This window comes from Corynebacterium sp. H130 (genome assembly GCF_037572395.1).
GTDB lineage: Bacteria > Actinomycetota > Actinomycetes > Mycobacteriales > Mycobacteriaceae > Corynebacterium.
Window position 1 is genome coordinate 70,560 of the sequence record NZ_JBBHLA010000001.1, and the last position, 18,575, is coordinate 89,134.

Here is an 18,575-nt window from a genome sequence, read left to right on the forward strand (position 1 = left end):
CTATAGCCCCTTGACAACCTTCCACTGCAGGACGGGTAACGCAGATTTCATGGTCCTGAAGGAACCGACCATGGAAGAATGCGCGACTGACAACTGTGTCAAAGTGCCACCGTATTGCGCGTGGAGATCATAAAGCAGTGAACATGATTCTAAGGTCACCGCGTTCGCAACGAGGACGCCACCGGCCTTCAGCGCGTTCCAGCACCCTTCGAACACCCCCGGTGCCGTGAGACCGCCACCGATGAACACGACATTGGGCTCCGGGGCCTTTGTAGGGAACGCTCCTGCAACGACCAGGTGAGGCACGCCGAGTCGGAAAGCGTTGTTCTTGATGCGTGCTTGGCGCAGCTCCGACTGTTCAAAGCAGATGGCATGCGTGCCGGGGGTGGAACGGAGAAATTCGATGGAAATTGAGCCTGAACCGCCTCCGACATCCCACAGCAGCTGGCCAGGGCGCGGCTCCAGGGCTGCGACGGTCAGTGCGCGGATATCCTTCTTCGTCAGCTGCCCGTCCGTCTCATAGGCTTCGTCCGGCAGTCCGGGCACCAAAGAACGAGACTTTGCGGGGGTAATCGCGATGATGTTCAGTGAGCTTTCCGGCGCGGACACCTCAGAGGCAAAGCTGTGCACGATTGTGCAGTCCGCCGACCCGAGGTCACTCAGAATCGACACCACAGCATCTGCGTGGCCGAGCTCAATGAGCAATTGTCCAACTTGTCCCGGCGTGGACCGGTCGCGCCCCAACACTAAGAACGGCAGCCCCTTGTCCAAAGTGGGAATAATGCTGGTGACGTCCGCTGTCACCAGCGACACCACCTCGGTGCTTTGCATTGGCCACTTGAGCTCGGCACACGCGAGCGAAATCGATGACGGTGCCGGAATAACCCGGAACTCCCCCTCAAACTCCCGCTGCAATGTAGAACCAATGCCAAAGAACATCGGGTCACCGCTACCCAGCACAACAATGTTCTGGTAGCGCCAGCTGGCTAGCAGCGTCGGAATTGCCGGAACAAGTGGCGATGGCCAAGCCTTGAGCACTGCGGTAAGTCCCACGGGCAGCAGATCTAGTTGCCTCGCCGAACCAATAATCAACCCGGCTTCCAAAATCGCGCGCTGGGCGGACCCCGACAGGTCATCAAAGCCACCAGGGTTGATGCCCACAACGGTCACTCCCGAATAGGGAATTCTCACCGAAAAGTCTGGGTCGACGGCGGACAGCGTCGGCCGAGTCGGCTCTTCACTAGGAACGGGCACCGGGCTGGTCATAACTAGTACTTTAGCGTGGCATATGCCGCCAGATGGGGCGCGGCACGAGCTTCATCACCCACGCCAGCACCCGCAGTCGACCTGGGATCCACACCGTTGTCGATCGCCGCTGCTTAACGACGGCTTCCGCCACGTCTTCCGGTCGAACAGACATTGGCGCTGGCTTCATTCCCTCGGTCATGGAACCAATGACGAATCCTGGCCGGGCCAATACGAGCGATACGCCCGTGCCGTGAAGTTCATCCATGAGGCCCTGGCAGAATGCGTCCAGGCCAGCTTTGGTGGAACCGTACACGTAATTCGCCTTGCGGGCTCGCCAGCCGGCGATGGACGAGAACGCGTAAATGAAGCTTGGTTCGGATTGCGTGCGCATGACGTCGGCAAGCACCGTAAGCATGCTGACCTGCGCGGTGTAGTCGATCGTGGCGATGTCGGTGGCGTGGGATTCGTCGTGAAGCGCGCGTTCCTGGTCGCCGAGGATGCCGAAGCAGACGACGGCATGGGTGATCGGCCCGAAATTCAGTGCTTCCTGTACGACGAAACGGTGTGAACGCAGGTCGGTGGCCTCGAATGGGAGGACGTGGACCTCTTTTGCTTCGGGGAGTTCTGGGATGGCCTCGGGGCGACGTGCGCACAGCACCACTGTTTGGTTCTTGCAGAGTCGTCGTGCGATCTCGCCGCCGATGTCGCTGGTTGCTCCCAGAATTAAAACTGTCATGCAGACAGGGTATATCCCGTTATGGACAGTGAGCCAAGGCTGCGCATTTCGTTAAAGGTGCCGACCTTACCGCCGGCCATGGCTGCACCGGCTAGGTATGCCAACGGCAAGAAGTGATCCGGGGTCGGGACGGCTTTGGCAAAGTCCTGGTGATCGGTGAGTGATGCGATGCGGGAAGGATCGTCGAGCATAAGCTCCATTGTCGCGTTGTCGAATCGGTCGGCCCAGTCGAAGCCCTTGTCCCCCGCCTGCCAGTCGATCACACGGAGGTTGTGCACGACGTTGCCGGAGCCGACGAGGAGGACGTTGTGTGATTGGCTAAGACTTGCGAGCTTGCGGCCCATCTCCATGTGGTGCGCAAGCGGCTGGGTAGCGTCGATGCTCACCTGAAGCACCGGGATGTCGGCCTTGGGAAACATATGGGTGAGCACGGACCAGGTGCCGTGGTCGATGCCCCACTCGTAATCCTTGGCCACCAAGGTTGGCTTGGCAATGTCTTGCACCAGTGAAGCAATTTCGGGGTCGCCTGGGGCTGGGTATTGAACGTCAAAAAGCTCTTGCGGGAAACCGTAAAAATCGTGAATGGTCTGCGGAGTCTGCATTGCAGTAACTGCGGTGCCCCGGGTGTACCAGTGTGCTGATACTGCCACGATGGCTCGGGGCTTGCGCTGCCTTAAGATCTCGGCTCCGAGATCGCTCCAGCCGTGGGTAAAGTTGTTGGTTTCCACGGCGTTCATTGGTGAGCCGTGGCCTACGAAAAGTGCGTTAATTGTTGACATGTCAGCAAGTATGTCATGTCAACTACCTTTACGCAATAGGCGCGCGATTCAACCTCTCACACCCATCCGCAGTCACCACAACGATGTCCTCGATGCGTGCCCCATACTCCCCCGGCAAGTAGATCCCGGGCTCAATCGAAAACGCCATTCCCGGCTCTAACACCAGTTCGTTACCTGCGACAATGAACGGCTCCTCGTGCAGGGAAAGCCCAATGCCGTGGCCAGTGCGGTGGATGAAATACTCCCCGTATCCGGCAGCGGAAATGTGGTCGCGGGCGATGGCGTCGATATGCGCTGCGGTGACACCGGGGCGAACCTCCGCTACGGCCTTCGACTGCGCCTCGCGGAGCACTTCATACCACTCTGGGATGCTGCCAAGCAGATACGTGCGGGTGCAATCGGAGTGATAACCGGCGCCCCAGGTGCCTCCGATGTCGACAACCACGATGTCATCCGGCTCAATCACGCGAGACGAATAGGAATGATGTGGGTTCGCGCCGTTCGGCCCGGAGCCAACAATCACGAAGTCAACGCTACTGTGACCCATTTCCAGAATGAGCTCATGCAGTTCTGCGGCAACTTCTGCTTCCGTTCGGCCTGGTCGGAGCAACTCAGGCACCCGTTCGTGCACCCGGTCGATGGCCTGCCCAGCCTGCCGCAATTGCTCGACTTCCTCTTCGGATTTGCGCATGAACAATTCGCTGAGCACCGGGGTTGCGAGCTCTGCCCGTGCCCCGAGGCAATCCTGCAGTCCGATCAGGTGAGACGCTTCCAGCTGAGACCCAACACCAAAAGTGTCGACATCGCCAAGGACACCACGAACGATCTCGTAGGGTGCTTCCCCATCTTCCCAGCCAATGACGTCCACGGGGACATCCACATTGCCAGCGTCGACTGCCGGAGCAATGTACTTGGCCTCCCCGTCACGTGGAATGACCAGGCCTGAAAAACGCTCGTGCGTCGCATTCCACGCACCGGTGAGATAAGCAAGCTCAGCGCTTGGACCAAAGACAAGGCCACCCAATGAGCCCATCTTTTCCTGCGCCTGCTCGATGCGGTTGGCATAGACTGAACGAGAAAAACCTTGCATATCGTCAAGTCTAGGAGTTCGGCCATGCACAGCGCAGTTAGGCTCACCGCGCGCAACTTACTGGCCAGTGGTGTGCTCACCAACGCGCAGCTTATCGACGCCTCCCTCTCCGCCCACTTCCAGCAGCAAAGGTGTGATCCGGTTCGAGATCGCGCCACCCACGTCATTACCGCGGCGCACTTCGCCAAGGACATCCAGCAGGCGCGGGTAGCTAATGCCACCTTCGACGGTGTCGCCGATAGCTTTGAATGTATCCCGGGCACCGACATCGCGGTTGGCCGACTGCGCACACCAGCACCGGCTTGCCAGCTGCTTCCGATTGCCGGAAGCACGGTAAAGCCTGGGCAAAAGCTGGTGTCGCTGGGTTTCAGCGACCAATACCGAGTTGCCCCATCCGGGCTCGTCCCTCGCTACGTCTCCAGCCTCGTGGTCACCGGCCTCCCCTGGATTGTCACCTACGACTTCAAGACGCGCGCCCGCCACGGAGCGCTCCTGCTCCCCACAGGTTTGCAATGGTCAAGGCGCGGTGACTCGGGCGGTCCTGTGCTTCGCGACGGCCAACTGGCAGGCATCCAATCGATGGTGTCTGTCCCCATGGGCCTGCCCCTCGGTTTTGCCGCCATCAACCTCCTCGGGCCACACCTACCAGCAATCCGATCAGCTATGAACCAATAGCGACGACGCCGCGCCTAATCGCGTCAACAGCCTTCCTGGCGTTGCGTTGAATCTCATCGGTGTAGCCGGTCTTCTTCACCTGCTCCAGGGCGTCGATCACCTGACGGCACCAGCGTACGAAGTCACCAGGGGTTAGCTCCGCGCCGGAAGCAGCAGCTGCCTGCATGCAGTAGTCCAAAGGCGCGCCGGCTGCCCACTGGTGGATGGCCAGGGCGAATCCTGGTTCCGGCATCTTGGTGACGGGGAGCCGGTGGCGACGCTCATCTGCCTCCAACTCGGTCCAGATGCTGTAGGTCGCGTTCATGGCGGTGGCCATGGCGTCGGTGGCAGCCTCGGCCTCGCCTTGGGTTTCCTTGCGGTTTTCAAAGATGCACATGGACACTACACCGGCGAGCTCAGCGGGATCGAGCTCATTCCACACCCCGCGACGCAGGCACTGAGCCACGAGGAGGTCTGCCTCGCCGTGGATCATCGCGAGACGTTCGCCCTCATCGGTGATGATCGGAATCTTGGCGCCGTCGTCGGTGTAGTCGAATTCGACGTAAGTCATTTCCTCAAGCAAGCTGAGGATGCGGTCAAAGGTGCGTCCGAGGGTATCGGTTGCTTCTGATACTTGTGACTGGAGACGATTCAGGTCCCGCTGCCTGCGGGTCAGCCGCTCTCCGATCCGGGCCATTGGCTCCAAATCGGCCCAACCGTGAACAGGGTGCTGCCGGAGCTTATCGCGAAGCTCCAAGACCTCTGCGCTGCCACGATGACGGGGCTCCATCCGCATCTTCTTCGGGCGCGGGTAGTGATTACGTTTAAATTGCTCGACCACATAGCGCGAGTGGCGCTTCGGATGGTGCGTGACATCCTTGGATAGGCGCATCTGACCAATGACGATCGGCGGGATAGCAAAGCTCTCCACGTCTACCCTGCCGGACCAGCCAGATTCCATGATGATCCACGGCTTAGGGTCGCGGGAATTGTTCGCGGCGGACACCACCACAGCCAAGAGTGGCTGACGCTTGCCAGGCATGGCGATGACTTGGCCGTTCTGGAGCTTGGCCAGCACGCGGGTTACTTCCTGCACGCGTTCTTCGATACCGTGACGCTTTGCCTTCCGCTCAGCCTCCTTTAGATCGCGCCTGATGTTCATGTAGTCCATGAACTCAGCGATTGGGTCATCGCTGGTGGCTGGCGGGTTTGAGGCGTCGATAAGCGTGCGCAGTTCGCGCTTCAAGTCCGCAACCTTGACCTCAGCGCGCTCCAGCTCGCGGACCTCATCCACCACTGAGCCGTCGGCCTGGTACTGGGCGAAGGACTTCTCCAGCAGTCGGTGCGCTGGCTCGTAGCCGATGGTCTTGAGCAGGTTCACGCTCATGTTGTAGCCGGGCGCAAAGGTGGAAATGAGCGGGTACGTGCGGGTTGAAGCAAGTCCGGCGACGGCTCGAGCGTCCATGGCTGGGGCCCACTGGACAACGGCGTTACCGAGGACATCGATGCCTCGCCTGCCGGCGCGTCCAGTGAGCTGGGTGTACTGGCCCGGAGTGAGATCGACGTGGGCCTCGCCGTTAAATTTCACCAGCTTCTCCAGCACGACCGACCTCGCAGGCATGTTGATGCCCATCGCGAGAGTCTCCGTCGCGAAGACTGCCCGCACGAGGCCCTTAACAAAGAGTTCCTCCACGATGTGTCGGAAAGCTGGAAGCATGCCTGCGTGGTGGGCTGCGAAACCGCGCATGAGGGCTTGCTTCCACCGCCGGAAATCGAGGACCTTAAGATCCTCCTCGGGGATGCCTTCAACGCCCTTATCCACGATCTCAGCGATCAGATCCGCCTCTTCCTGGGTGGTGAGGGTTAGCTGCGAACGCATGCATTGGTAGAGGGCGCCGTCGCAGCCCGCGCGGGAGAAGATGAAAGTGATGGCCGGGAGCATCTTCTGGTTCCGCAGAATCTGCAGTACCTCTGGCCTGCCAAGTGGGCGATATTGCTGTGGCCGGGAAGGCTTCGTAATGCGTTCTCGCACTTCACCGCGCTTGCTGCGGGACCTAAACCCTGCCGAAGAGTTGTAGCTTTTTTGCGCTTCTCCGCGTTCGAGTCGCTCAATGTAGTGTTCGAGCTCGCGGTTTACTTTTCCTTCGCTGTTTTCAAACAGGGGAAAGATTTTCCGGCCGACGAGCATGTATTGATCCAGTGGCACTGGACGCTTTTCGGTCACCACAACCTTGGTGTCGCCACGGACCGTTGAGAGCCAGTTACCGAACTCTTCGTAGTTCGACACCGTTGCAGACAGTCCAATGATCTGCACTGATTCATCGAGGTTCAGGATCACTTCTTCCCACACAGCGCCACGGGACTGGTCGGCGAGGAAGTGAATTTCGTCCATGACCACGTAGGCGAGGCGATCAAGCTGACGGTTCTCCGCGTAGATCATGTTGCGCAAGACCTCGGTGGTCATCACGACAATATCGGCGTCACCGTTGATGGAAACATCACCTGTTAGGAGGCCTACGGCGTCCTCGCCGTGCACCTTTTGCAGGTCATGGAATTTTTGATTGCTGAGGGCCTTGATCGGTGTGGTGTAAAAACACTTGACTCCCCTGCTCAAAGCTAGGGAAACTGCGAATTCGCCGACGATCGTCTTGCCTGCGCCGGTAGGCGCACACACCAACACACCATGCCCATCCTCTACTGCCTGGCAGCCCTCGATTTGGAAATCATCGAGGGGGAATTTCAGGCGAGCAGAGAATTCAGCAAGGTGTGTCATGTATTCCAGATTAGAGCACGTCGTCGAATGCTGACCCTGGACGCTGCGACAAATCGCCAAGCTGCTCGTTGGAGCGAATCATGGACTGCGGTGTGGCCTGCACGGGAGAAGCTGGGGCGACGGGGCTTGGCCCATCGACGCCACCCGGTGTGAGATCCAATGAGGAAGCAGAGTCGTCGTCCCCATCAAGCCAATCAGGGCGTGCGCGGTCGCGACGCTTGTCGTTGAGGCGACAGAACTGCAATGCGAATTCGACGAGGATGCACAGCGCGATGGACAGCGCCAGCATGGACATTGGATCCTGGCCCGGGGTCATGAACGCCGCAAAGATGAACAGCGCAAGAATGATGAGTCGGCGCTTGTCCTTGAGTGTTTCGTATTCCAACAGCCCAATGATGTTGAGCATGATGATGAGCAGTGGAACCTCGAAACTGACACCGAACACGAGCAACAGCGCAAGGAAGAAGCTGTAGTAACGCTCACCACTAAGGGCCGTGATCTGGGTGTTGTCACCAATTTGCAGCAGCACCTCCAGGCCATAGGCCATGACGAAATACGCCAGTCCGGCGCCTGCCACGAACAGCAGGACCGCGATGGAAACGAACGTGAAGGTCCACTTGCGCTCGTTCTTCATCAGGCCTGGGGTGACAAAGCCCCAAATCTGGGCAAGCCATACCGGCGAAGCCAGCACCGAACCCGCCAGGGCGCCCACTTTCAGGCGCAGCATGAACATTTCGAACGGTGCTGTTGCGAGCAAACGACAGGTGCCATCGGCCGTGAAGTCGGCGCGTATCGTCGGGTCAAGCTTGCAATACGGGCCGCGGAGGATTTCACCTAGTGAGATGATCCCAAAGAAGGAATGCTGGTACCAGATGAAACCGACGACGGTACCAACGGCCAGGGCCGCGATGGAAATGAGGATGCGACGGCGAAGTTCCTGAATGTGCTCAACGAGCGACATTGAGCCGTCGTCATTGCGTCGCTTCGTCTGTGCTTTCTTAGGTGCCACTACACTACGCGCAGATTACTGCTGACCCTGCTGAGGGTACTGCGTCTGGTTCTGAGTTGGCTGCTGCACAGGCTGAGGCTGCTGGATAGGCTGTGGCTGAATTGGCTGAGCCTGGATTGGCTGCTGCTCGATGGCCTGTGGCTGGCCGTCGTTCTGCATTTCCTTCACTTCAGACTTGAAGATGCGCATGGAACGGCCGAGGGAGCGTGCAGCATCCGGGAGCTTCTTTGCACCGAACAGCAAGACGAGTACAACTACGAGGATGATGAGTTCGGTTGGGCCAAGATTCGGCATGTGTAGTCCTTATAGTGAGTGAAAACTAGTTCGAGGGTTCATCATACGCCTGCAGCGCACGGGTTGCTCGTTCCGCTACGGCTTTAGCTAAGTGTGTCGGAGCAGTGATCCGCATCTTGCCTTCAGCCGCGAGAACGAAACGGACGAGCCACTCCTGCGAGCCAATGGGCATTGTGCCTGTTATCCAGCCGTTTTCTGGCTGACTTGTGAGGGTGATAGGTACGTAGTCACTCACCCAGGCGTAGTCTTCCCGGACCTCGATTTCGGCGTTGTCTCGTCCAAAAGCAAAGGGGTCCTTCTCTGAAAACTTAAGCTGCGCGGAGTGCGACTCTGACGGCTGCTCGAGGACGGTGACGTCGCTCATCCGATCCACCCGGAATGTGCGGTGTTTACGTACGTCGTGGTCCCAGGCCCTTAGGTAGGTGTGTCCGTCGTTGCTGAAGATGTGGGCTGCCGAGACGGTGCGGGTGGCTGAAGTAAACGTGGTTTGGGAAAAGTAGGTGAACGTGATCTGCCGTTTTTCTTCCATCGCGCGTCGAATTAGCTCCACGTCCGGTGAGTCCACGGCCTCCTGATCTGGGTCGACAATAAACGACACCTGCGGGCCCATAAGATCACGAAGCTTAGCTGCTGCGCTGTTGACTGCCGACTTGTCGACGAGCCCAGGCATCGCCTCCAGATTCTCGAGGGCCAACAGTAGTGCCGTTGCCTCAGTCGTCGTTAGGCGCAGTGGCTTGTTCATCCCTTGGGCGTTGGTGACGCGCACGCGTCTATAATCGTGCTGCATATCGACGAGATCACCAGGCATGAGCCCGGGCAGGCCACAGCACCACAGGCGATTGAGATCGTCCATGATCTGCTCTGGCTCTCGGCCAAGATCCTGGGCTGCTTCCATGACGCTGCGTTCCGGGTGCGCCTCGAAATATGGCAGGAGGTTCAGCATCCGCACCAAGTCTGCCAAGCGTTCGGTTCCGCGGGCCATCAGTGCACCTCCTGTGCTCGTCGAAGACCAGCAACAACATTGCCGCGCAGCTCGGCTGGCTCAAGCACCACAATCTCTGGGGCGCCCGCTATGCATTCACGCAAGAGCCAGTGCTTGTCGACGTCACTGAAGCGCACAACGTCTCCCTCACGAATTCCTTGGGCCTCCAATTCAGGATGGGCGCCAAGTGGAATGCGCACGGTGGCGGAGATGAGTTCCTGGCCGCGTCGCAAAGCTTCTTCAACGATGTCCTGCAGGTCGACGCCTTCCGGGCGAGGATGCTGCAGTTTTCCGCCCACGGTGATGTTGTCTACGCGGGTGATGCGGAAAGAGCGGACGGCGCCCCGGTCGGTGTCGAAACCGACGAGGTACATGCGCCCTCGCAAGGGAACAAGACCCCAGGGGTCCAGGTGTCGCTGCTGAACAGAAGCCTGGCTGTGGACTTGATAATTGAAGCTGAGAGCTTGACCTTTGGTGCACGCGCCGATGACCTGGTCCAAGGTCTTGGCCTTGATGGAATTGAGGTCGCTGCTAGTGCCCAAGCTTCCTGCAGTGCCCAGGGTGCGGGTTGCCCCAGCTGCTGCGATTTTGGTCCAGCCGGAGCGGGCGAAAGCGGAAAGCTCGCCGGTCATGCCTCGCTCCCCTGCCAAGCCCAGGACTGTTGCTTCCTCGGGAGTGAAGCTGATTTCTGGCAGCGAGTAGTCATCCTCTTGCAAGCGATAACCGGTGACTCGGACCCCGTTTTCAACTACAGCGTCGGCGACTTCCTCGATGGGAACGCCGACCTTTTGTAGGACGGCGCGGTCGCGGAGAAAGAGCTTTTCGCTGCCCGTGTAGCCGGCTACGTTCTTCCGTACCCATGCGGAGGTGAGAAACTGCCTACCCAGCTCCTTAGCGTTAAGAAACGCGAAGGTGAGGTTGGTCAGGCGTTCCAGACCGGGGTCTTTGTCTGTCATAGCTTTTGGATGAGTTCTTCCACTCGAGCATCAGCATTGGCAAAAGGGTCACCAAGTTCCACCATGTGTGGCTCCGGTTGATTGACCTTCAATCGCATCCAGTCTACGGTCACCGACGCTTCTCGTTCGAGCGCAGTGGAGAGAAACTTTCCGCGTAGATGGGCGCGGGTTGTCTCTGGTGCATGATCCATGGCGTGGGTTATTGCTTCGTTGGTGACCCAGCGCTTGATGAGCCCCTTAGCTTCCAGAACTGGGAAAATGCCGCGTCTTGGCCGGATGTCGTGGTACATCAGATCGATCTGCGCGAGCTTTGGATGCTCGATCGGCACATCAAGCTTGTCTTGATAGCGGTCGATGAGTTTCTTCTTGATTACCCAATCGATCTCTGTGTCTACCTGCGAGAAATCTTGCGTCTCGAGCGCGCGCAGCATGCGTCCCCACAAGTCCAAGACTTGGTCGAGTTCGGCGGAATGCTCCCGCTGCTCATACCACGTGCGCGCTGCTTCGAAGTAGGCGCGCTGGATGTCCAATGCAGTGACGGTGGTGCCATTCTTGAGCTCGATCACTGTGCCGCCTGTGGTGTCGCGTGCGATCTCGCGGATGGTAGCGATGTCGTCGGCAAGTTCGAAGTCCGGGAGTTCTTTGCCAGCCTCGATCATTTCGAGCACGAGCTCCGTGGCGCCGATCTTGAGTGCGATCGTGGGCTCTGCGAGGTTTGAGTCGCCGACGATGACGTGCAGGCGTCGGTATTGGGAGGAGTCGGCGTGAGGTTCGTCGCGGGTGTTGATCATTGGTCGGCTGCGGGTGGTTGCAGAAGAGACGCCTTCCCACACGTGATCTGCGCGTTGGGACACGCACCATCCTGGGCCAAAGTGGGAGCTTGCGCTTCCGAGGAAAGGTCGATAAATGAGGCCGGCGCCGGCGATGAGCTGGCGGGTCACCAGGAACGGGATGAGCTTCTTGCCCAGCACTTTGAGTACCGCGCTGCGTCCGACCAAGTAGTTCTCGTGGCAGCCATAGGAATTGCCTTGGCTGTCAACGTTGTTCTTGAACAGGTAAACCTGGGCATTCTTCCCCTCTGCTGCGAGGGCTGATTCGGCTTGTTCTGCGAGTTGGGAAACGATGCGGTCACCGGCTTTTTCATAGGTCAAAAGCTGGGTGATCGAGTCACATTCGGCGGTGGCGTACTCGGGGTGAGAGCCAACATCCAGGTACAGCCGCGATGCGTTGGGGATGAAGATGTTCGAGCTCGAGTATTTTTCCACTATGGGGCGGAACATGTACCTGGCGATGTCATCAGGTGTCATCGGCGCGACGTCGCCAGGTAGGCGGACCATGATTCCGTACTCGGTCTCGACTCCCTTGATCCTGCGGGTCAAAGCGGTCACTGGCCGCCCTTTTGCACGTAGGAGCGGACGAATTCCTCTGCGTTGTTCTCCAGCAGACCGTCGATTTCATCGAGCAGGTCGTCGGTGCCTTGGGTGTTCAGCTGAACTTGACCGGCTTCGCCGAGGATGTCTTCGTCTTTCTTGCTGGGGCCGGATGCGTAGCTTTGCGTCATTGTTAGTCCTTTCCTTGGATCAAGTCTAGGGCGCGGGGGTCGTTGGCGGTGTAGGAATCGACCTCGGGCATGCTGATGCGCTGCTCATCGACGACCATGCTGTCCCAACTAGCGGCGCTGACGCGTTCGCTGTGGTCACGCATGAGGGTGCCTCGCAGGTAGGCGCGAGTATCCAGTGGCGGATTCTTCGCGGCGTAGGCGATCTCTTCCTCGCTCACCAAAGTACGCATGCGCCCCTTGCGTACCAGCGCGTGATACAGGGATTTCGCTGGGTCGATGTCGCAGTATTGCAGGTCAATGAGCTGCATCTTGGGGTTGTCCCAAGTCAGGCCGCGGTCGATGAACCCTTGCATCAGCGCCAGCTTCGCGGTCCAGTCCAGGAGGTGGCTGGTCCCCAGCGGATCGTCTGCCAGAAGTTCCATGACGGAACCCCAGAGTTGATGCTCGCGAGAGCCTGCAGCAACCCGTGCGTGGTATACGCCCAGAATCTCCAACGCGGTGAGGAAACGGCCGTCCTTCAGTTCCAGCTTGTGCGTCAGCGTCAGATCTCGGGACACCTTGGAAACCTCCGCGACCGGCTCCTTCAACGCCAAATCAGCGAACGAGACACCCTGTTCGATTGCATCGAGCACCAACGCCGTCATGCCCATCTTGAGGAAGTTCGAGGTCTGCGACATATTCGCATCGCCGATGATGACGTGCAGGCGACCGAAGCGTTCTTCGTCGGCGTGCGGTTCGTCGCGCGTGTTGATGATGCCGCGGTTCAGCGTGGTTTCCAGCGAGATTTCCGTTTCGATGTAGTCAGCGCGCTGCGAAATCTGAAAGCCTGGCTGCTCTCCCCTGGCACCAATCCCGACGCGACCAGCACCGATAATCACCTGCCGCGTGACAAAGAAGGGAATCAGCGCTGCTGCCAGCTCATCAAAGTCCGTATTCCTTGAGTACAGGTAGTTCTCGTGACTGCCGTAGGACGCGCCCTTGCCGTCCACGTTGTGCTTGTAGATCTTCAGCTCCGGGCACGGCTCATGCCCATCCAGCGCCGACAAACCCTGTCTGGAAAGTGCCGCAACGGCCGCTACGGCCTCGCGCAGGATGACGTCGCCGGCGGCGTCGTAAAGCATGGCGTCCCACGCGTTCGTGGTCTCAGGCGCGGAATATTCCGGGTGCGCGTGGTCAACGTAAAAGCGCGCACCATTGCCGAGCACGACGTTCGCCACACCCACTGCGTTCGGGTCGATGACCGGGACCGTGTGGTAGCGCTTGAGGTCGAATCCTCGCAGGTCACGCAGCGGGTGTTCGCCCTCGAAGTCCCAGCGGGCTCGTCGCGCGCTTATCGACGCCGCGTAGCCCACGACCGTGTGAGTCGAGGTGATGATCGGGCTGAGCAGCGGATCGCTTGGGGTGGCGATGCCGTATTCAGTTTCGGTTCCCATGAATCTTGGCATGTGCTACCCCACAATCTTCGCTTGGATGACTTTGCCGCCGTGGCGACCGGTGATGCGCGCCCACTCGTCTGGATTGGAAGTGTTCGGCAGATCCTCGTTCTCTTTGTTTTCGGTGTCGATCGCCCTGATCAGGTGCTCTTGGCTGATGCCTGAAGCCTTACCGTCGAGCTCGTCCTTGATGGCGAACTTTTTGGCGCGGCCGACGATGTTGGCGATCATCGCTCCCGAAACGAAGTCGCGGTAGTGGAGCGTTTCCGTGGTGCCATCTTGCAGGGTGAGCTCGACGAAGGGTTTGTCCTCGTAGAGGTAGTCCGTGGCTTCCTGGATGAGTACCTCGGGGCGGGTGGAGAGCGGAATGTTGCCGGTGAGGTACCTGGTGAAGATGTCCTGGGCCTGCGCTTTTCCGGGGCGTTGGACGCGGATTTTCACGTCTAGGCGACCGGGGCGCAGGATGGCGGGGTCGATGAGCTCTTCACGGTTGGTGGCGCCGATGACGATCACGTTGGAGAGCGACTCGACGCCGTCCAATTCTGCGAGCAGCTGCGGCACCACGGTGGTTTCGACGTCTGAGCTGACGCCGGACCCGCGGGTGCGGAAGATTGATTCCATCTCGTCGAAGAAGACGATGACTGGGCGACCTTCGGCAGCTAGCTCGCGGGCCCGCTCGAAGATGAGGCGGATCTGTCGTTCGGTTTCGCCGACGTACTTGTTGAGCAGCTCTGGGCCTTTGACGTTGAGGAAGTAGGATCCGCCCGTGACGCCGAGTCTTTCGGCCAGTGAGTGTGCTACTGCCTTCGCGATCATTGTTTTGCCGCAGCCCGGCGGGCCGTACAGCAGGACACCTTTAGGCGGGTGTAGATCGTAGTTTTTGAAGAGCTCCGGGTGCGCGAACGGGAGCTCGACGGCGTCTTTGATCTGCTCGATTTGTTCGTCGAGGCCACCGACGTCGGCGTAGGTGACGTCGGGAACGTCTTCCAGTGCGAGGCGGCTGACTTCGGTCTTCGGGATGACCTCGAAGGCGTAACCGGCCTTGAGATCGACGAGGAGGGTGTCTCCGGGGCGGGGCTTGCGGTCCTGCTTGAGTAGTGCGCTGGCGAGGCGGATGACCTGTTCCTCCCCTGCCTGGTTGGCGATGAGGGCGCGGTCGGTCCCGAGGCGCTCGGTGAGTGTGGCGAGGGTGCCTTCTTCGGTGTATCCGCAGGCCTCGACCACGATGGATCCTTCGCCGAGGCGGATTTTCATGCCGGGTTGGAGGGATTCGGGTTCCAACGCTGGGTCGATCATCAGGCGCATCTGCCTGTTTCCGGTGAAGACTTCTGCTGCGCGCCCGCGTTCTGCGTAGTCGAGGAATACTCCGTAGGTGGAAGGTGGGGTCTTGAGGCCTTCGATTTCTTCGTAGAGAAGGGCGAGTTTGTCGCGGGATGCCTTCAGCAGCTCGGCGAGTTTGGTATTGCGGTCTGCGAGCTCGCGGAGTTGGCCTTTGAGGCGACGCACTTCGGCTGCGTGCTGCGCTTCTTCGGGCGTTGGGATGGTCATGTATCTACGATAGCGTGAAGGCTATTCGGCGTGTTTTGCCGTCCACGACTTGCCAGCTCCCGGCTTGTTGGGCGGCTGGTGACTCATTGCGAGTTCTTGTTCCGTCTGCTTTGACCATGATGGCACGGCCGAGCTCTAGCTCGAAGTGGTCTTCGAGCCAGCTGTCGTCGACAAGCCGGTGGTGCTTCGGGCACAGGAGTATCAAGTTGTCTATTGAGGTTGGCCCGCCCCTCACCCATGGAACGGCGTGGTGTGCATCGCATCTGCTTGCCGATTCGTCGCAGCCCGGATGCTGACAGACTCCGTCCCGACCGAACAGGGATATTCGTTGGTAGAAGCTCGCCGATCTGTTGCCAGTGACCAGGCTTTTTACGGCACCGTTGTGGTCGTGGACCAGGATGTAGTCGATGATGTTGTCGCCACCGAGGTAGTCAATGTCGAAAAGGTTCAGGTCGATGCCTGCGTTGGTGCCGAACTTGGCGCGCCAATCGAACTCGTCGTTTTCGGTGACGCTGACCACCAGGGAGCAGTGTCCGGTGTGGGAGCGACGGTCGCTGGACGCCCAGCGTAGGACCTGCTCGAATGCATCGGCCTCGCGTTGGGTGATGGTGCGAACATCGTCCTCTGACTGCTTTGCTTGATCGGCGCGAAACGCCTGGTCCAGCAGGGACTTAAATAATGCGGCGGTCGCGGCTGGCGCATATCCGCTGAATTTGCAGCCACCATGTTCGTCCTGAGTTCCCAAGGAGAATCGACGTTGACGGTAGGCCTCGAAAGGGTCTTTCGCCAGGCGCTCGTTTTCTTCCCGGACCAGCTTCTTTGTGTATTCATGAGTCTGGCGTGGGGTGGACTTCAAGGCAGCGTCGGCAGCCAACTGGTAGATCTCGGTGTGTCGCTCTGATGATGGAGACAGCTTTTCCATGGCGCCCAGGATGAGATCTTGATGTTCGACGTGAACTCCTGGGTTCCACCAGTTGTTGGCGCGACGTTCAATGCGATACGACTCCGAGGTGCTGGCACCGGCGCGTTCCAGGTCGCGGCGGGAGTGTCCGGCAGCAAGGCGTGTTTCTAGCTTTGCGACGACTTCCTTCAATTTCATCACGTCCCCGAAAAGTTCGAGGTCCGGCGGAGACTGAAGCGCGCGCTCCAGTAATGCGATGGCCTGCTTCATCATGACACCCCCTTTTTATGACCTCCATTTTACCGAAAAGAAATTAGAATACAAGATCTAATCAAAATAACTTAGGCCACTAACACACCTGTAACAACAATGGCAACAAACGAAACAATAGAACAGGTCGGCGAACTCACGGACGTCAAAAGAAATGACCCCCAAAGGGGCCAATTCAAAAAGTACCTAGCGGCGCCCGCGGCGCTGTGGGCGTGGGGCGACGGTGCCGTCGGCAAGCCTGCGTGCCCAGATCAGGAACGCGGTGTGGGCGTTCATGCGGTGCTCAGGGCGGGTGGCTAGGCCCTCGACCTTCCATTCGCGGACGAGGGATTCCCAGGCCTTTGGTTCGGTGAAGCATTTGAGCTCGCGGAGGCCTTCCATCACCTTCATGAGCTGTGGGACGGTGGCGACGTAGGTCATGAAGACGCCGCCGGGGACGAGAATCTTGGAGCAGACGTCGAGGCATTCCCATGGCTCGAGCATGTCGAGGATGATGCGGTCGACGGGCTTGCCCCCGAGGTCGTCGAGGGTGACGTCACGCAGGTCGCCAAGGCGTGGTGACCACGTATCAGGCCTACCACCGAACCAGCCATCGACGTTAGACTCCGCGTACTCCAAGTGGTCGTCGCGGATCTCGTAGGAAATCAACTCGCCGGTCGGTCCGATCGCACGGAGCAGCGCCATGGAAAGAGCGCCAGAACCTGCGCCTGCTTCCAGCACGCGGGCACCTGGGAAGATGTCGCCCTCCACCAGGATCTGCGCGGTGTCCTTTGGGTAGATGACCGCGGCGCCACGTGGCATGGAGAGGATGTGGTCGACGAGGAGGTGGCGGAAGCACAACCACTGGCCACCCATCGCAGACTCCACGACAGTACCTTCCGAGGCGCCGATGATCTTGTCGTGTTCGATGATGCCCTTGTGGGTGTGTAGCTCTCCCCCAGGCTCCAAAATGATCGTGAAGTGACGACGCTTCGCGTCCGTGAGTTGGACGCGGTCGCCCACCTGGAAAGGTCCCGTATTTGCCATGCGCTGTAGTCTAATCGGCCAGGGTCAAGTAGGAAAACAGCGCTTCCTCGAACCACGCCATGTCGTCCACATGAGCCAACTCACGTGCGGAGTGCATGGAGAGCAGCGGAATTCCCACGTCGACCGTTTCGATGCCGAGTCGAGTTGCCGTGATCGGGCCGATCGTCGAGCCGCACGGGCTGTTGTTGTTTCCGGCAAAGACCTGAGACGGCACGCCAGCGACCCTGCAGGCACGCTCCCACATCCCCACCGTCACTGCGTTGGAAGCGTAGCGCTGGTTTGCGTTCACCTTCACCACCGGGCCGGCGCCAAGAACCGGGTAATTCACCGGATCATGGCGGGAAGCGTAGTTCGGGTGAATTGAGTGCGCAGCGTCAGCAGAAACGCAGGTAGAACGGGCAAACATCTGCTGAGTTTCCTCGTAGCCACAGCCCAATGCTGCAGCGGTGCGGGTCAGCACGGTCTCCAGGATCGGACCGGCTGCGCCCGTCGTTGTCGCGGAGCCAATCTCCTCATGGTCGAAGGCGGCAAAAACGAGAACATCGTCACTCGCCGATGCACGCAGAAAAGCCTGCAGGGATGCCCACACAGAAGAAAGGTTGTCCATGCGACCGGCCGCAATGAACTTGTCGTCCAAGCCGAACAAGGCACCCGGCTGACCATCTACGGTGATCAGATCGTGCGCCACGATGTCGCTAACGGAAACGCCCGCTGCCGCTGCGACCAGATCAAGCACCGAAGTCTCTGTAGCACCCACCGCATAAATCGGCTGGGTGTGGGCCTGGCGGTCCAAAGTCAACGAATCATTGACACTCCGGTCCAGATGGATAGCAAGGTGCGGAATGCGGAAGTCGGCATCGGTCGCAACCAACCGCGACGTTCCGTCGGCAAGCACAATGCGACCGGCAAAACGCAGCTCACGATCCAGCCATGATGCGATGATTGGTCCACCGTAGACCTCAACGCCAGCTTGCTGGAACCCCGCAGCCGAAAGGTCTGCGCGTGGCTTCAACTTAAAGCCTGGGGAATCGGTGTGGGAGCCTACGATGCGGAATCCTCGAGGCTCACCAGAAGGAATCTTCCACGCCATGACAGCTCCGTCGCGAACCATGAAATGACCACCAGGGGCACCTGACCATAACGCCGACTCTGATTGCTCAGTAAAACCAGCGTCACGCAACATAGCTGCTACTACTGATGCGGCGTGATACGAGCTAGGTGAAGATTCGATAAAGGATACAAGCGACATACCATCTAGCTTGCCACGATTGCTACTTTCCATGGCAATAATGGACGGCAATATCCCAAAGCTACC

Annotated in this window: 17 protein-coding genes; 1 reads left to right on the plus strand and 16 read right to left on the minus strand. The window is 59.2% G+C overall.

The features are described from left to right. From cbiE to WG939_RS00375, 4 genes are read right to left on the minus strand one after another with little or no spacing between them, the layout of a single operon-like run. On the minus strand, positions 1 to 1,266 hold the full coding sequence (cbiE, locus tag WG939_RS00360; RefSeq protein ID WP_339981491.1) for a precorrin-6y C5,15-methyltransferase (decarboxylating) subunit CbiE: 1,266 nt from the start codon (positions 1,264 to 1,266) through the stop codon (positions 1 to 3). Positions 1,267 to 1,276: 10 nt separating this feature from the next. Then, positions 1,277 to 1,984, minus strand: coding sequence for an SDR family oxidoreductase (locus WG939_RS00365; protein WP_339981492.1), 708 nt, complete (start codon positions 1,982 to 1,984; stop codon positions 1,277 to 1,279). Then, a complete protein-coding gene (gene ygiD, locus WG939_RS00370; RefSeq protein WP_339981493.1) occupies positions 1,981 to 2,763 on the minus strand; it encodes a 4,5-DOPA dioxygenase extradiol in 783 nt (260 codons plus the stop codon). Before ygiD ends, WG939_RS00365 begins: the two co-directional genes overlap by 4 nt. 28 nt (positions 2,764 to 2,791) lie before the next feature. Next, a complete protein-coding gene (locus tag WG939_RS00375; RefSeq protein ID WP_339981494.1) occupies positions 2,792 to 3,853 on the minus strand; it encodes a M24 family metallopeptidase in 1,062 nt (353 codons plus the stop codon). A 24-nt stretch (positions 3,854 to 3,877) separates the two neighbouring features. Between WG939_RS00375 and WG939_RS00380 the strand changes: the two genes are divergently transcribed. Then, a complete protein-coding gene (locus WG939_RS00380) occupies positions 3,878 to 4,528 on the plus strand; it encodes a trypsin-like peptidase domain-containing protein (protein ID WP_339981495.1) in 651 nt (216 codons plus the stop codon). Here the strand turns inward: WG939_RS00380 and WG939_RS00385 are convergent. From WG939_RS00385 to WG939_RS00440, 12 genes are all read right to left on the minus strand, one after another. Continuing rightward, entirely contained in the window at positions 4,515 to 7,280 is a 2,766-nt protein-coding gene (locus tag WG939_RS00385) for a DEAD/DEAH box helicase (RefSeq protein ID WP_339981496.1), read from the minus strand. The two genes, WG939_RS00380 and WG939_RS00385, sit on opposite strands and share 14 nt — an antisense overlap. 10 nt (positions 7,281 to 7,290) lie before the next feature. Next, positions 7,291 to 8,241 (minus strand): twin-arginine translocase subunit TatC, encoded by a 951-nt coding sequence (tatC, locus tag WG939_RS00390; RefSeq protein WP_339982572.1) that lies wholly within the window; start codon positions 8,239 to 8,241, stop codon positions 7,291 to 7,293. A 63-nt stretch (positions 8,242 to 8,304) separates the two neighbouring features. Next, entirely contained in the window at positions 8,305 to 8,583 is a 279-nt protein-coding gene (gene tatA, locus WG939_RS00395) for a Sec-independent protein translocase subunit TatA (RefSeq protein ID WP_339981497.1), read from the minus strand. Between the two features lie 25 nt (positions 8,584 to 8,608). Then, the gene (locus tag WG939_RS00400) at positions 8,609 to 9,565 is read right to left on the minus strand and encodes a helix-turn-helix transcriptional regulator (protein WP_339981498.1); all 957 of its coding nucleotides are present in this window, start codon (positions 9,563 to 9,565) and stop codon (positions 8,609 to 8,611) included. Then, on the minus strand, positions 9,565 to 10,521 hold the full coding sequence (locus tag WG939_RS00405; RefSeq protein WP_339981499.1) for a helix-turn-helix transcriptional regulator: 957 nt from the start codon (positions 10,519 to 10,521) through the stop codon (positions 9,565 to 9,567). Before WG939_RS00405 ends, WG939_RS00400 begins: the two co-directional genes overlap by 1 nt. Next, the gene (gene pafA, locus WG939_RS00410) at positions 10,518 to 11,942 is read right to left on the minus strand and encodes a Pup--protein ligase (RefSeq protein WP_445227861.1); all 1,425 of its coding nucleotides are present in this window, start codon (positions 11,940 to 11,942) and stop codon (positions 10,518 to 10,520) included. Before pafA ends, WG939_RS00405 begins: the two co-directional genes overlap by 4 nt. Beyond that, positions 11,906 to 12,082 carry a ubiquitin-like protein Pup gene (locus tag WG939_RS00415; RefSeq protein WP_339981502.1) on the minus strand — a complete coding sequence of 59 codons (177 nt, stop codon included), beginning with the start codon at positions 12,080 to 12,082 and terminating at the stop codon, positions 11,906 to 11,908. The genes pafA and WG939_RS00415 overlap by 37 nt, the downstream gene beginning before the upstream one ends. A 2-nt stretch (positions 12,083 to 12,084) precedes the next feature. Beyond that, positions 12,085 to 13,527: a depupylase/deamidase Dop gene (dop, locus tag WG939_RS00420; RefSeq protein WP_339981503.1), complete on the minus strand. Its 1,443-nt coding sequence runs from the start codon at positions 13,525 to 13,527 to the stop codon at positions 12,085 to 12,087. A 3-nt stretch (positions 13,528 to 13,530) separates the two neighbouring features. Next, on the minus strand, positions 13,531 to 15,063 hold the full coding sequence (gene arc / locus WG939_RS00425) for a proteasome ATPase (protein ID WP_339981504.1): 1,533 nt from the start codon (positions 15,061 to 15,063) through the stop codon (positions 13,531 to 13,533). Positions 15,064 to 15,067: 4 nt separating this feature from the next. Continuing rightward, positions 15,068 to 16,237, minus strand: coding sequence for an HNH endonuclease signature motif containing protein (locus WG939_RS00430; protein ID WP_339981505.1), 1,170 nt, complete (start codon positions 16,235 to 16,237; stop codon positions 15,068 to 15,070). Positions 16,238 to 16,420: 183 nt separating this feature from the next. After that, positions 16,421 to 17,260: a tRNA (adenine-N1)-methyltransferase gene (locus WG939_RS00435; RefSeq protein ID WP_339981507.1), complete on the minus strand. Its 840-nt coding sequence runs from the start codon at positions 17,258 to 17,260 to the stop codon at positions 16,421 to 16,423. Positions 17,261 to 17,270: 10 nt separating this feature from the next. Beyond that, on the minus strand, positions 17,271 to 18,542 hold the full coding sequence (locus tag WG939_RS00440; protein ID WP_339981508.1) for a M18 family aminopeptidase: 1,272 nt from the start codon (positions 18,540 to 18,542) through the stop codon (positions 17,271 to 17,273). Positions 18,543 to 18,575: the final 33 nt, after the last annotated feature.